Origin of the sequence: Octadecabacter sp. R77987 (assembly GCF_042466115.1) — a bacterium.
Classification (GTDB): Bacteria; Pseudomonadota; Alphaproteobacteria; order Rhodobacterales; family Rhodobacteraceae; genus SW4.
The window spans coordinates 2,195,623-2,208,232 of sequence record NZ_JAXHBQ010000001.1 but is presented as its reverse complement, the minus strand read 5'-3'; the positions used below and the strand labels follow the sequence as shown (position 1 = coordinate 2,208,232).

General features: G+C 58.4%; 13 protein-coding genes. 8 read left to right on the top strand and 5 right to left on the bottom strand.

Translation table 11 applies throughout. The features are described from left to right. The first annotated feature begins 3 nt into the window (after window positions 1-3). Window positions 4-750: a sugar phosphate isomerase/epimerase family protein gene (locus SJY21_RS11150; protein ID WP_377510393.1), complete on the top strand. Its 747-nt coding sequence runs from the start codon at window positions 4-6 to the stop codon at window positions 748-750. Window positions 751-762: 12 nt separating this feature from the next. Continuing rightward, window positions 763-1,893, top strand: coding sequence for a Gfo/Idh/MocA family protein (locus tag SJY21_RS11145; protein WP_377510391.1), 1,131 nt, complete (start codon window positions 763-765; stop codon window positions 1,891-1,893). Here SJY21_RS11145 and SJY21_RS11140 read toward each other — a convergent pair. After that, the gene (locus tag SJY21_RS11140; protein WP_377510388.1) at window positions 1,890-2,093 is read right to left on the bottom strand and encodes a hypothetical protein; all 204 of its coding nucleotides are present in this window, start codon (window positions 2,091-2,093) and stop codon (window positions 1,890-1,892) included. The two genes, SJY21_RS11145 and SJY21_RS11140, sit on opposite strands and share 4 nt — an antisense overlap. 117 nt (window positions 2,094-2,210) lie before the next feature. Between SJY21_RS11140 and SJY21_RS11135 the strand changes: the two genes are divergently transcribed. Continuing rightward, the gene (locus tag SJY21_RS11135; protein ID WP_377510385.1) at window positions 2,211-3,125 is read left to right on the top strand and encodes a hypothetical protein; all 915 of its coding nucleotides are present in this window, start codon (window positions 2,211-2,213) and stop codon (window positions 3,123-3,125) included. On the opposite strand, the gene rlmN is transcribed toward SJY21_RS11135, so the two are convergent. Both rlmN and SJY21_RS11125 read right to left on the bottom strand, forming a co-directional pair. Continuing rightward, complete coding sequence (gene rlmN / locus SJY21_RS11130) at window positions 3,122-4,309, bottom strand: 23S rRNA (adenine(2503)-C(2))-methyltransferase RlmN (protein WP_377510382.1); 1,188 nt, start codon at window positions 4,307-4,309, stop codon at window positions 3,122-3,124. The genes SJY21_RS11135 and rlmN overlap by 4 nt on opposite strands. Window positions 4,310-4,411: 102 nt before the next feature. Then, window positions 4,412-4,942 (bottom strand): invasion associated locus B family protein, encoded by a 531-nt coding sequence (locus SJY21_RS11125; protein WP_377510379.1) that lies wholly within the window; start codon window positions 4,940-4,942, stop codon window positions 4,412-4,414. Between the two features lie 191 nt (window positions 4,943-5,133). Here SJY21_RS11125 and SJY21_RS11120 point away from each other — a divergent pair, with 191 nt between their 5' ends. Beyond that, on the top strand, window positions 5,134-6,123 hold the full coding sequence (locus tag SJY21_RS11120; protein ID WP_377510376.1) for an asparaginase: 990 nt from the start codon (window positions 5,134-5,136) through the stop codon (window positions 6,121-6,123). A gap of 3 nt (window positions 6,124-6,126) precedes the next feature. After that, a complete protein-coding gene (locus tag SJY21_RS11115; RefSeq protein ID WP_377510373.1) occupies window positions 6,127-7,059 on the top strand; it encodes a hypothetical protein in 933 nt (310 codons plus the stop codon). A 3-nt stretch (window positions 7,060-7,062) separates the two neighbouring features. On the opposite strand, the gene SJY21_RS11110 is transcribed toward SJY21_RS11115, so the two are convergent. Continuing rightward, complete coding sequence (locus SJY21_RS11110) at window positions 7,063-7,821, bottom strand: TSUP family transporter (protein ID WP_377510370.1); 759 nt, start codon at window positions 7,819-7,821, stop codon at window positions 7,063-7,065. Beyond that, window positions 7,818-8,690 (bottom strand): phosphoserine phosphatase SerB, encoded by an 873-nt coding sequence (gene serB / locus SJY21_RS11105; protein ID WP_377510367.1) that lies wholly within the window; start codon window positions 8,688-8,690, stop codon window positions 7,818-7,820. The genes SJY21_RS11110 and serB overlap by 4 nt, the downstream gene beginning before the upstream one ends. Window positions 8,691-8,883: 193 nt before the next feature. Here serB and SJY21_RS11100 point away from each other — a divergent pair, with 193 nt between their 5' ends. The 3 genes from SJY21_RS11100 (at window position 8,884) to SJY21_RS11090 (ending at window position 12,505) form a co-directional block, all read left to right on the top strand. After that, on the top strand, window positions 8,884-10,026 hold the full coding sequence (locus SJY21_RS11100) for a phosphoserine transaminase (protein ID WP_377510364.1): 1,143 nt from the start codon (window positions 8,884-8,886) through the stop codon (window positions 10,024-10,026). A gap of 93 nt (window positions 10,027-10,119) precedes the next feature. Then, window positions 10,120-11,712: a phosphoglycerate dehydrogenase gene (gene serA, locus SJY21_RS11095; protein WP_377510361.1), complete on the top strand. Its 1,593-nt coding sequence runs from the start codon at window positions 10,120-10,122 to the stop codon at window positions 11,710-11,712. Between the two features lie 4 nt (window positions 11,713-11,716). Then, a complete protein-coding gene (locus SJY21_RS11090) occupies window positions 11,717-12,505 on the top strand; it encodes a metallophosphoesterase family protein (protein WP_377510358.1) in 789 nt (262 codons plus the stop codon). The last annotated feature ends 105 nt before the right edge of the window (window positions 12,506-12,610 follow it).

Genomic DNA, 12,610 nt, shown 5'->3' with positions numbered 1-12,610 from the left:
CCCATGCCAACGATTGCCTATCAACTTTACTGTTCCCGCAATTTCCCGCCTTTGGGCGATACGCTGTCGATGCTGTCACGCCTCGGCTATTCCTATGTCGAAGGTTTTGGCGGGCTTTATGATGATGCTGCGGGCCTGCGCCGGCAGCTTGATACAGCAAAGCTGCAAATGCCAACCGGCCACTTCGGCCTTGATATGGTCGAAAGCGATCCCGCGCGCGCGATCGAAACCGCCAAGACCTTGGGTATCAAACATGTGCTTGTGCCCCATATCGCACAGGACCAGCGCCCGACCGACACGGCCGGATGGCGCGCGTTTGGCGCGCGGCTGGAAAAGGCCGGGAAACCGATCATCGACGCGGGCCTCGAATTCGGCTGGCACAACCACGACTTTGAACTTGTGGCGGGCGCGGATGGTGTGATGCCGCTGGATGCCATGATGGAGGGCGGGCCCTCGCTATCGCTTGAACTTGATCTGGGGTGGGTGCAGCGCGCCGGTCAAAGCCCCGCCGCATGGATACAGAAATATGCGGATCGGCTGGTCGCGGTTCACGTCAAGGATATCGCCCCCGCTGGCGAATGCGCGGACGAGGACGGTTGGGCCGATGTGGGCCACGGCACGATGGATTGGGCTGCGATCACCGCAGCCCTTGCGGCCGCGAATGTCACCCACTTTGTCATCGAACATGATAACCCGAATGACCACGAGCGTTTTGCGCGTCGGTCACTGGAAACAGCAGCGAAATTCTAAAGGATCACGAACATGGAAAAGCTTGGCGTTGGCATCATTGGATGCGGAAATATCTCGGCGGCCTATTTGCGGCTTGGCCCATTGTTCAAGGCATTGGATATGCGCGCGGTGGCCGACATCAACATGGAGGTTGCGCAAGCCCGTGCCGATGAGTTTGGCGTGCGCGCCGAAACGGTTGATGGGTTACTGGCCGCCGATGATATCGACGTGATCGTGAACCTTACGATCCCCGCGGTGCATTATCAGGTTACGCGGCAGATTTTGGAGGCGGGCAAGCATGCCTATTCGGAAAAGCCGCTGGTGCTGACCCTTGAGGAAGGCGAAACCCTGCGCGATCTGGCTGCGGCCAAGGGTCTGCGCGTTGGATCGGCCCCTGATACATTCCTGGGCGGCGCGCACCAGCAGGCGCGCGCGGCGATTGATGCAGGCGACGTGGGCAAGATCATCGGTGGCACCTGTCACGTGATGGGCCACGGAATGGAACACTGGCACCCGAACCCCGATTTCTTTTTCCAGCCGGGTGCGGGGCCGGTTCTGGACATCGGCCCCTATTATGTGACCAACCTGATCCAGCTGATCGGGCCGGTCAAAACCGTCAGCGCGATGGCCGCGGCCACGTTCAAGACCCGCACCATTTCCAACGGGCCACGCAATGGCGAAACCGTCCCGGTGGACACGCCGACCAACATCCACGCCCTGCTGGAGTTCCACAACGGCGCGATCGTGACACTGGGTGCAAGCTGGGATGTCTGGGCGCATAGCCATCCCAACATGGAGCTTTATGGCGAAAGCGGCAGTCTGTTCGTTCCTGACCCGAACTTTTTTGGCGGCAATGTCGGGCACGCTGGCGAAGACGGGGATCGCAAAAACCTGACGACAACGGATCACCCCTTTGGGATTGCCAATCAGGATGACAACGGAACACCGCGTGCCAACTATCGCTGTGCCGGACTGGCCGATATGGCGCAGGCCATCACAGAAGGGCGCAAGCACCGTTGCGACATTGATCTGGCCGTGCATGCGGTCGAAGTCATGACAGGCATCCTGCGCGCCGCAGAAAGCCGCACCTATGTGGACATGACCACCACCTGCGAACGTCCTGCCGCGCTGTCAGCCAAAGAGGCTGGCGCGTTGCTGGCCTAAGACGCCAGCGCCTGCGCGCAAGCGGCGCTATTGGGGATTTTGGCGGCGGCGGCCTGAAGTTGACGCCGCCGCCTGATTTCGCGCGCGATCGCATCGCGCACGAAATGGCCAAGGGTTGTGTCATCTTCCCATGCGGCAAGGCGCAATGCCTCTTCCATGGGGGCAGCGATTTTCAACTGCACGGTCAATGTCTGTTCCATGCGGCCAGTCTGGCGCGATTCTAGTGAACGCATGGTTAACCACGGAGGGTGGCACGAAACGCCCCGTTTTGCGTATCCACGCCTTTGCCCTATGCTGCTGCAAGTTGGGGGATCATCATGAAAATCAAACTTGGAACCATCGAATTCGACGCGACGCCATACGAGCCGCGCGACCCGCCGCGCACCCTGTTCCCGTCGCCATACAGTTTTCGAAACTACCTTGAGAATGCCGATTGGGAACTGCGCCAGAAGTCCCGCCGCACGATTTATCTTTATGACTGTCGCAACAAGGTCGAAAAACGCTATGCCATAGATGCGAATGACCAGATCACGCTTGAAACTGATCTGTTCGCGTTCTTTCCAAGCAAACAAGACCATAGCGCGCCCAAGTTACCGCCAAGGAACCAACCGAAGAAGGCGAAAAAGTTCGCACAGGCCGCCGCCAAGGCCGCCGGATTGTCAGGTTTGGGTGATCTGAATACAGCACTCCAGTCCGCACTTGCCAGTTTCAAAGTCACCGTGCCGATTGCCAAGTTCAAGGCGGGGTTTCCGCCCGATACCAGTTTTAGCATCTATGCCAAGATCATGTATCGTCACTTTCTACTCAGCATCCCGGGCAAGCGTTTGCGGGGATACCTTTTCGTGTCGTTTCCTTATGCAGTGCAGTTTGATAGCAGCTTCCAGCGCTATTGCGTCAAACCCAAGAAGGGCGATCCTATCCCGCCACTTTTTGACGATCCCGCGCGCCCATTGTTGCCTGACGATCTTGGCACGCTTGGCGTGACGCAGGATGCGTTGAAAGCAAACCGCGCCAAGGTTGAGGCACACATCAAATGGCTTGAGAAACGCGCGCAGGAAGAACGTGACAGACCACCGACCAAAGGATTGACTGAAAAGAAGGCCAAAAAGGAGACGGATTTTCGGGACTATATGGTCAAGATTTTCACTGATGCAGTGAAACGTAACAAGGCCGAACTTGATGCCTTTGACAAAGCGCTTCGTGAAAAGAAGGCCGAACTTGAGGGCGGCTAGCTCCCTGTGCCTGTCTCGGCTTCGATCTGTTTGCGCGATTTACGCGCGCGTTCGGTGGCCGATTTCAACTGGCCACAGGCGGCCATAATGTCTTCGCCACGCGGGCGGCGGATCGGGCTGGCATACCCGGCGCGATAGACGATTTCAGCGAATGCGTCGATGCGCGCCTTGTCGCTGCGTTCATAGGGCGCGCCGGGCCATTCGTTGAACGGGATCAGGTTGATCTTGGCGGGGATACCGTCGATCAGCTTCACAAGGCGGCGCGCATCTTCATCGCTGTCGTTCACGCCTTTCAGCATCACATATTCAAAGGTGATCCGTTCGCTATTGGACACCTTGGGATATTCGCGCAGCGCGTCCAGCAGTTCGGCGATGTTCCAGCGCTTGTTGATCGGCACCAGTGTGTCGCGCACATCGTCGGTGGTGGCGTGGAACGACACGGCCAGCTGACAGCCGATTTCCTGCGCCGTGCGGTGGATTTCCGGCACAACACCGGATGTGGACAGGGTGATGCGGCGGCGCGAGAGGGCAATGCCTTCGCCATCCATCGCGATCTTCATGGCGTCACGGACGTTTTCAAAATTATAAAGCGGTTCGCCCATGCCCATCAGCACCACATTGGACAACAGACGCGGGCCCTGATCGGCGGTGCTGATCCCCTGTTCCGGCCAGCCGTCCAGATCGTCGCGCGCCAGCATGATCTGACCGACAATTTCACCGGCTGTCAGGTTGCGCACCAGTTTCTGCGTGCCCGTATGGCAAAAGCTGCAGGTCAGGGTGCAGCCGACCTGCGAGGAAATACACAGCGTCCCGCGATCGGTTTCGGGGATATACACCACCTCGACCTCGTGCCCACCGGCGATGCGCACCAGATATTTGCGGGTGCCGTCGGTTGATACCTCGCGGGTCACAACCTCGGGCAGGGCAATCACAAAGGTGTCGGCCAGTTGCGCGCGGAAATCCTTGGACAGGTTTGTCATTTCCGCAAAGTCACGCACGCCCCAGTGATAAATCCACTGCCAGATCTGGTTGACCCGCATCTTGGCCTGCTTTTCCGGCGCGCCCATAGTGATCAGCGCATCACGCAGCGCATCGCGGGTCAGGCCGACAATATTGGTCGGCCCGTCAGGCAGCGCGCGCTTGATGGTCATGACATCCTGGGTGATCGGTGCAGTAGCCGACATGATGAACCTTTTGGTTTCAGGGTTAGATAGGCCCCATATAGGATTCGGGGCCGGTTTCCAAAGAAAACCGACCCCGTTGAAATTCTGGCGCAGATGGGTGGGTTAGCTGGAACAGCGCCGCTGTGCTTCTTCGATGGCGGCAGTAAAGCCCAGCAGCGAGAAGTTATCGACAGTTTGCGTGCCGCGACCCGACCGCGCCGTCAGGGTTGCACCGGCACCGCGCCGCATGGCGGCAACGATTGCTGCATCATCTTCGGGGGTGGCTGGCCAAGCCCACTCGCCTTCGGTGAACAGTTCAAACTTGCTGCCGCCAATATCCATTTCCACCGTTGATCCACCCGCAAACGGATAGCCACCTGTGAATGTCACCTGCCCCTGCACGCCCGAACCGGGGCGGAAGAACACGAACAACAGGATTTCGCCGCGCCGCACGGCCACGGGTTGGCCATCGCGCGTGTTCACGGTTTCCTTGGGGGCGGATACGCCCCAACATTCGGTTGGGCTATCCTCGACGAAAACGGACCAATCCGTGTTTGCGGCAACGCGATTGCCGCTTTCTTCTTGTGCGGCCACGCTGCCCGCGATCATCAGGGCGGTCGTAACGCCAATCACACGTGAAAATGCTGAAATCATATCTACACAGCCTCCAAGCTGTCCTTGCCTCTGGTGTCCGGCCCCTGACGCATCTTTTGGCATCTTATGACTGGTCGGACGTGTTTCAACTCGATACGTCTAGGGATAACAAGAATTTGCGCATAGGGGAAAGGCTAAATCCCCCCCTTTGGTGCGCGGAAAGTCGCTGAAATCACATTTGGGAGAGCGAAATGGGAAATCCTGTGACCTTGGTCGAGTTGTGGCGCGGCGGGATTTTTGAATCCGCCCATCAGGGCCATGCGGTGATTTGCGATGGATCGGGCCAGATTATCGACGCTTGGGGCGATCCCGACATGGTGATTTTCCCGCGATCATCGTGCAAAATGGTGCAGGCTTTGCCATTGATCGAAAGCGGGGCGGCCGATGCGTTCGGGCTAAGTGATGCTGATCTGGCGCTTGCCTGTGCGTCACATAGTGCCGCGCATATTCACACAGACCGCGTGCGCGAATGGATTGCCGCGCTTGACTATAGCGATGCTGATTTTCGTTGTGGTCCCGCCATGCCCGCAGACATCGAAGCCCGTAACGATCTTATCAAGACCGACAGCAGCCCGTGCCAGTATCATAACGAATGCTCCGGCAAGCATTCCGGTTTTCTGACTGTGGTGAAGCACCTCAAGGCTGGTCCCGAATATGTGGAAGTCGATCACCCGCTTCAGAAAGCGTTCCGGCAATCGTTCGAAGACGTCACGCAGCAGGATAGTCCCGGCTTTGGGCTTGATGGGTGCTCGGCCCCCAATTTTGCGACGACAGTTCACGGTTTGGCGCGTGCAATGGCGTTTTATGCCACAGCACAAGACCGGAACGATCTACGTTCACAGGCTGCGGCGCGGCTGACCCAAGCCATGACCGCCTTTCCCGAGATGGTCGCAGGCAAGGCGCAGTCCAGCACCGATTTGATGCAGGCAATGGATGGCAAAGTCGCCGTCAAATCCGGCGCGGAAGGCGTATTTATTGCAATCATTCCCGAAAAGCGCATTGGCGTGGCGCTCAAGATCACCGATGGGGCGGGACGTGCCCGCGATTGCGTGATTGCCGACATTCTTGTGCGGCTAGGCGTTCTGGACCCGATGCACCCCACCGCGATCAAATATCGCAATCCACGCATCCTGAACCGGAACGGATGGGACACGGGCGAAATGCGCCCCGTGATGGATTAAGTAATGATGTTCTTAAAGCGATTTCTCGATTTCTCAGCATTGTCCGCGAAGTGGCTAGTTCGCTTGATGCGCAAGGGCCTCCTCATCTTCATGCTTTTCTGGATGGTCCTGAGCCATACTGTTGGTTGGGCAGCAGATCTGACCTCAGCCATTTTGCGGACTGGGTTTGCCGTAACATCGACCACAGCGCTTGCTCAATCAGATGCAAAAACTGCGCACGCGCGCCTGACGGAGCTTGAAACGGATCTGACTCGCGAACGATCTACCTCGGCAAGATTGACTGCCGACCTTGATCGATCCAGCGCTCGTGCGATCCAGCTGAACCAATCTTTGGTCGAGTCACAAGCAAGGCTAGAGTCTCGGCGCGGCGCTTTCGAACGGGCAAACAGCGAGCTTTTTGCGTCACGCAGGGAAATTACCCAGTTGCGGGGCCAGTTAGCAACCGCCAGTGGCGAAGTTGCGCGACTGAATAGGTTGCACCCTCAAACTGTCCGCCTTCGTGGCCAAGAGGTGCCGACTCGAACTGCAATCACGTCTACTTTGGAGTCGGTGCAGGCGCGAACAATCCGAGTTACAAAAGCGAATGTGGCTTCCATTGCTGGCGAGAGCTTCCCTTTCTACGGAATCGCTATCGTCGTAGCAGCAACAACAATCGAGGTTGCAGCTGCCTGCGCAAACATGAACGATCTCTACGACCTACAAGTCGCGCTTGACCCAGAATCCGCAGTTCCAAGCAACAGGGACGAAGTATGCGGCCTGCAAGTCCCTACTGGTGAAGAAGTCTGGGATGGAATCAGGAATTCACCTCGCGCAGTTTGGGAGACAAGTGTCCAAGCGGTTGAAACTGCTTCATCGGGCGTGACCAGCTTCCAAATACCGGAATTTTCCTCGGCTTTCGATGTAACCATTGCCTGGTTTGGCAGTTGGATCGACTAGCTGTCAGATCATATCCCAAATGAGTTTTAGCGCCAGCGCAGTTGCGGCGATCACCAGCATTGGCTTGATCAGCCGCGAGCCGATGCGCATGGCAAGGCGTGATCCCACGTAGGCCCCCGCCATCTGCGCCGCGCCCATCGCCAGCCCGACAAACCACCACGGTTGTGCGACGACTGCATAGGCAGCGATGCCGCCCGCGTTGCTGGCAAAGTTCAGCAGCTTTGTGTGGGCAGTCGCCTTGAGAACACCGTAGCCCGCCAACGCCACAAATCCGATCATATAGAACGACCCAGCCCCCGGCCCGATCAGCCCGTCATAGAATCCGATCAGCGGCACCAGTGTCAGCGTGAACACCAAAGGCGTGATCCGCTCGGTGCGGTCCAGATCGTTCAGACCCGGTTTCAGCGCAAAGAACAGTGCGATTGCGATCAATAGAACAGGCAGGCCAAGGCGGATCACTTCGGTCGGCAGAGAAGATGTCAGAAGCGCGCCGATGATCGCGGCGGCAAAGGCGATGCATGCCGCCTTCCACTGCCGGCGCAGGTTTACGTGGCCACCGCGGGCATAGGCCCAAGCGGCCATCGCCGCGCCGAACACGCCTTGCACCTTGTTCGTTGCAATCGCCGTCAGGGGCGGCGCACCTGCGATCACCAAAACGGGCAGCGTGATCAGCCCGCCACCGCCGGCAATCGAATCCACGATCCCCGCGATGAATGCGGCGGCCATGAGCAGTAACAGAATATCGGTGCTGACCTCGATCATCCGGTGGTGAATTCGTCGCGGGCATAGCCTTGGATGAATAACAGCGCGGTCAGGTCGCCATGGTTGATCTTGACCTCACACTTGGCTTGCAAAGCGGGCTTGCCATGCAGCGCGACACCGGTTCCGGCGCGTTTCAGCATCAGCAAATCGTTCATCCCGTCACCCACGGCCAGTGCATCTCTTGGGTCGATCCCCAACCGCGCAGTGATATGGTTCAGGGCATCCAGCTTTGCCTCTTGCCCAAGGACAGGGCGGACGACCTTGCCGGTCAGCTTGCCGCCCTCGACACCCAGCGTATTGGCGCGGTTTTCGTCAAAGCCCAGATCGGCGGCAACCTTGGCCGTAAAGGCTGTAAACCCACCCGACACCAGCGCCGCGAAAGCCCCCTGTGATTTCATCGTTTGCACCAGTTCGCGCCCGCCGGGCATGTAGGTGATGCGCGTGGTCAACACGTGATCAATGATATCGACACCCAGCCCTGCAAGCAGACCAACCCGTTCGTCAATCGCGCCCACAAAATCCAGCTCGCCATTCATCGCGCGGGCCGTAATGTCAGCAACACGCGCGCCAACGCCCGCCTCGTCGGCCAGTTCGTCGATGCATTCCTGCTGGATCATCGTGCTGTCCATATCGGCGATCAGCATCTTCTTTCGGCGGTTCGCGATGGACTGGATCACCAGATCGACGCCTTCGTCCTGCAAGCTGCGCCACACATCATCTGTATTGGCAGGGCGGGTCTGCACAGGAAACTCTGCCGCTTCATCCGGCGATAGCCACTGGGCATCGCCGCCGCCCCACGCATTTCGCAAGGAATCGACTAATGCAGGCGCAAGGTTGCCGGGCTTCGCAATCAGGGTTACGACGAACATCATTTCCTCCTCGTTCGGGCGTGAGAGACCCTGATCCGTCCAAATGTGCAAGCCATTTCCGGTTTCGCGCCGCTTTGGTAAGGCAATCAGTCGCATTTGAAGTTAGCGCTTGCGCAGGTCCCTCCGCGCCCGTATTTCGGTCAGCGGGACACCCTTCCCCAACGAAGGGCGCATATCTGTGAGGATACCAGCAATGGTCACGACCAAACCGGCAGTGCGGCCGGCTAACGCACGTTTTTCTTCTGGCCCCTGTGCCAAACCCCCCACATGGACAGCCAAGGCATTGTCAGACGCCCCATTGGGCCGGTCGCACCGCGCCGCCGAGGGCAAAGCCAAACTCAAGCAAGCGATTGACCTGACCCGCGAAATTCTGGGCGTGCCAGCCGATTATCGCATCGGCATCGTGCCCGCATCCGACACAGGCGCCATGGAAATGGCGATGTGGTCGCTGCTGGGCGAACGCCCCGCTGAAATGGTCGCATGGGAAAGTTTCGGCGCGGGCTGGGTCACGGATGTGGTCAAGCAGCTGAAAATCGACGCGACAGTCCACACCGCCGACTACGGGCATATCGTTGATATGGCGGCGCTGAACTATGACAACGATGTCGTGTTCACATGGAACGGCACAACATCGGGCGTGCGCATGGCAAACGGCAATGCGATCCCTGCGAGCCGCAGCGGCCTAACGATCTGTGACGCGACCAGCGCCGCATTCGCGCAAGACCTGCCGTGGGACAAGCTGGATGTGACAACGTTCAGTTGGCAAAAGGTCATGGGTGGCGAGGCAGCGCATGGGATGATCATCCTGTCGCCCCGCGCCGTTGAACGGCTGGAAAGCTACACACCCACATGGCCCCTGCCCAAGATTTTCCGCCTGACCAAAGGCGGCAAGCTGATCGAAGGTATTTTTGTTGGCGAGACGATCAATACGCCGTCAATGCTCTGCGTCGAGGATTACCTGTTCGCGCTGAATTGGGCGAAATCCATCGGCGGGCTGGACGCCCTGCGCCACCGCGCCGATGCCAATGCCCGCGCGGTCTGGAACTTTTGCGCCGCGCGCGACTGGATCGACAATCTGGCGGTTGATCCGGCAACACGGTCCAATACCAGTGTCTGCCTGAAATTCACCGATGAGCGGATTACCGACGGTGCCACATTTGCCAAGGCCGTTGCCAAACGGCTGGCCGATGCGAGTGTAGCGCTTGATATCGGTGCTTATCGCGATGCACCTGCGGGTCTGCGGATCTGGTGTGGCGCGACGGTTGAAACTTCGGACATCGAGACGATGCTGCCCTGGCTTGAATGGGCATTTATGGCTGAAATCGCGACACAGTAATGCCCGTCCCGGCCCCGCGCCGGGACCTCTCCGCTTTATTCACGAGGCCCCGGATCAGGTCCGGGGCGTGACCCAAATTCAAGGACCGAACAAATGGCCCCCAAAGTACTCGTCTCTGACAAACTCTCTGAAACCGCCGTGCAAATCTTTCGTGATCGCGGCATCGACGTGGATTTCATGCCCGAACTGGGCAAAGACAAGGAAAAGCTGCTGTCGATCATTGATCAATATGATGGCCTCGCGATCCGCAGCGCGACCAAGGCAACTGAAAAACTGATCAAGGCAGCGACCAACCTCAAGGTGATCGGGCGCGCGGGGATCGGCACCGATAACGTGGACAAGGATGCCGCAAGCAAGGCCGGTATCATTGTCATGAACACGCCCTTTGGCAACATGATCACCACCGCCGAACACGCCATTGCGATGATGTTTGCCGTCGCACGGCAAATCCCCGAGGCCAGCACATCGACACATGCGGGCAAATGGGAAAAGTCGAAATTCATGGGGGTTGAGCTGACCGGCAAGACCCTAGGCGTTATCGGTGCCGGCAATATCGGCGGGATCGTCTGTGACCGCGCGCTGGGCCTCAAGATGAAGGTGCTGGCCTATGACCCCTATCTGGGCGAGGAAAAGGCCGAGCAGATGGGTGTGCACAAGGTTGAACTGGCCGAATTGCTGGCCAAGGCCGATTTCATAACCCTGCACGTGCCATTCACCGAACAGACCGCCAACATCCTGTCAGCGGAAAATATCGCCAAGCTGAAAAAGGGTGTGCGGATCGTAAACTGCGCCCGTGGCGGGTTGGTTGACGAAGTTGCACTGGCCGAAGCACTGAAATCCGGCCATGTGGCAGGCGCCGCCTTTGACGTTTTCGCCGTCGAGCCCGCCACCGACAGCCCCCTGTTCAACCTGCCCAACGTTGTCGTCACCCCCCACCTTGGTGCCGCCACGACCGAAGCGCAGGAAAACGTAGCCCTGCAAGTCGCCGAACAGATGTCGGACTACCTGTTGACGGGTGCGGTGACGAACGCGCTGAACATGCCATCAGTTACCGCCGAAGAAGCCAAGATCATGGGGCCTTGGATCAAACTGTCTGGCCACTTGGGCAACTTCATCGGCCAGATGACGGACGAGCCGATCAAGGCAATCAATATCCTGTTTGACGGTGTCGTCAGCGACATGAACCTCAAGGCGCTGACGGCTGCCACCATCGCCGGTATCATGAAAAAGGCGAACCCGGACACGAACATGGTCAGCGCGCCTGTGATCGCCAAGGAGCGCGGCATCCAGATTTCCACCACCAAGCAGGACCAGTCGGGCAGCTTTGAGGGCTATATCAAGGTCACGGTTGTGACGGACAAGCGCGAACGTTCCATTGCGGGCACGGTGTTCAGCGACGGCAAGCCGCGCTTTATCCAGATCAAAGGCATCAACATCGACGCCGAGATTGGCGCGCACATGCTTTATACCACCAACGAAGACGTGCCAGGCATCATCGGCACATTGGGCATGACGATGGGCGAAAACAACGTCAACATCGCGAACTTTACGCTTGGTCGCTCTGCCGCCAAGGGCGAGGCGATTGCGTTGCTTTACGTCGATGATGTGGTGCCCGCGCCGATTATCAAAAAGCTGGAATCAACGGGCCTGTTCACGCAGGTGAAACCGCTGACTTTTGATGTCTGAATCCATGAAACCTATCTACGGCGTCGGTGACATTCACGGATATCTGGACCAGCTCGATCACGCTTTGGCGTTGATCGAGGCCGATGGCGGGCCGGATGCGGAAATCGTCTTTGTCGGCGATTACACAGATCGCGGGCCGGACAGCCGTGGCGTTATCCAGCGGCTGCTGGATGGTGTTGCGGCAGGGCGGCCGTGGCATGTGCTGCGTGGCAACCACGACCGGATGTTCACCCGTTTCGTGCGCGATGGCACTGCCCAGGATCCGATGATCAAGTCGGGCAAGGGCTGGTTGCACACTGCTTTGGGTGGGCCAATGACGTTGCAGTCTTATGGTGCGCTAGATGGTTTTGATCACCCCGATGGAGGGGGTGGCGATGCTGTTCTGCGCAACGGATTAGACCCTATTCCAGCCCAATCACGCACGCAGCTTGTGTCTCTTGCGCAAACAGCCGTGCCCGAAGCGCATCTTGAATTTCTTGAACAGCGCCCGCTGATGCATGTGACTGATGATCTTTTGTTTGTTCATGCGGGTATCCGGCCGGGCATCCCGCTTGCCAAACAGACCGAAGAAGACCTGATCTGGATCAGGGATCGCTGGCTGGATGATCCGCGCGATCACGGGCGCCTGGTTGTGCACGGGCATACGGCATTGGATCATCCTGTGCATCACGGTAATCGGGTGAACATTGATGGCGGTGCAGGCTATGGTCGCGCGCTTGTTCCGGTTGTTTTTGAGGGGCGCGATGTTTGGACCCTGACAAACATAGGCCGCAAGCCGCTGGTGCCGGAATGACATGGCGATTGGACCACGTTCAACTTGCGATTTCGCGCGATGGCCGCGCCTGGCTGACGCGAACTATGTGGTGAATTGGGACAACGCGCTTCCTGAAATCCGGTG

Coding starts and splice junctions, on each gene's coding strand:
- SJY21_RS11150 (WP_377510393.1), top strand. CDS start 4: ATGCCAACGATTGCCTATCAACTTTACTGTTCCCGCAATTTCCCGCCT.
- SJY21_RS11145 (WP_377510391.1), top strand. CDS start 763: ATGGAAAAGCTTGGCGTTGGCATCATTGGATGCGGAAATATCTCGGCG.
- SJY21_RS11140 (WP_377510388.1), bottom strand. CDS start 2,093: ATGGAACAGACATTGACCGTGCAGTTGAAAATCGCTGCCCCCATGGAA.
- SJY21_RS11135 (WP_377510385.1), top strand. CDS start 2,211: ATGAAAATCAAACTTGGAACCATCGAATTCGACGCGACGCCATACGAG.
- rlmN (WP_377510382.1), bottom strand. CDS start 4,309: ATGTCGGCTACTGCACCGATCACCCAGGATGTCATGACCATCAAGCGC.
- SJY21_RS11125 (WP_377510379.1), bottom strand. CDS start 4,942: ATGATTTCAGCATTTTCACGTGTGATTGGCGTTACGACCGCCCTGATG.
- SJY21_RS11120 (WP_377510376.1), top strand. CDS start 5,134: ATGGGAAATCCTGTGACCTTGGTCGAGTTGTGGCGCGGCGGGATTTTT.
- SJY21_RS11115 (WP_377510373.1), top strand. CDS start 6,127: ATGATGTTCTTAAAGCGATTTCTCGATTTCTCAGCATTGTCCGCGAAG.
- SJY21_RS11110 (WP_377510370.1), bottom strand. CDS start 7,821: ATGATCGAGGTCAGCACCGATATTCTGTTACTGCTCATGGCCGCCGCA.
- serB (WP_377510367.1), bottom strand. CDS start 8,690: ATGTTCGTCGTAACCCTGATTGCGAAGCCCGGCAACCTTGCGCCTGCA.
- SJY21_RS11100 (WP_377510364.1), top strand. CDS start 8,884: ATGGTCACGACCAAACCGGCAGTGCGGCCGGCTAACGCACGTTTTTCT.
- serA (WP_377510361.1), top strand. CDS start 10,120: ATGGCCCCCAAAGTACTCGTCTCTGACAAACTCTCTGAAACCGCCGTG.
- SJY21_RS11090 (WP_377510358.1), top strand. CDS start 11,717: ATGAAACCTATCTACGGCGTCGGTGACATTCACGGATATCTGGACCAG.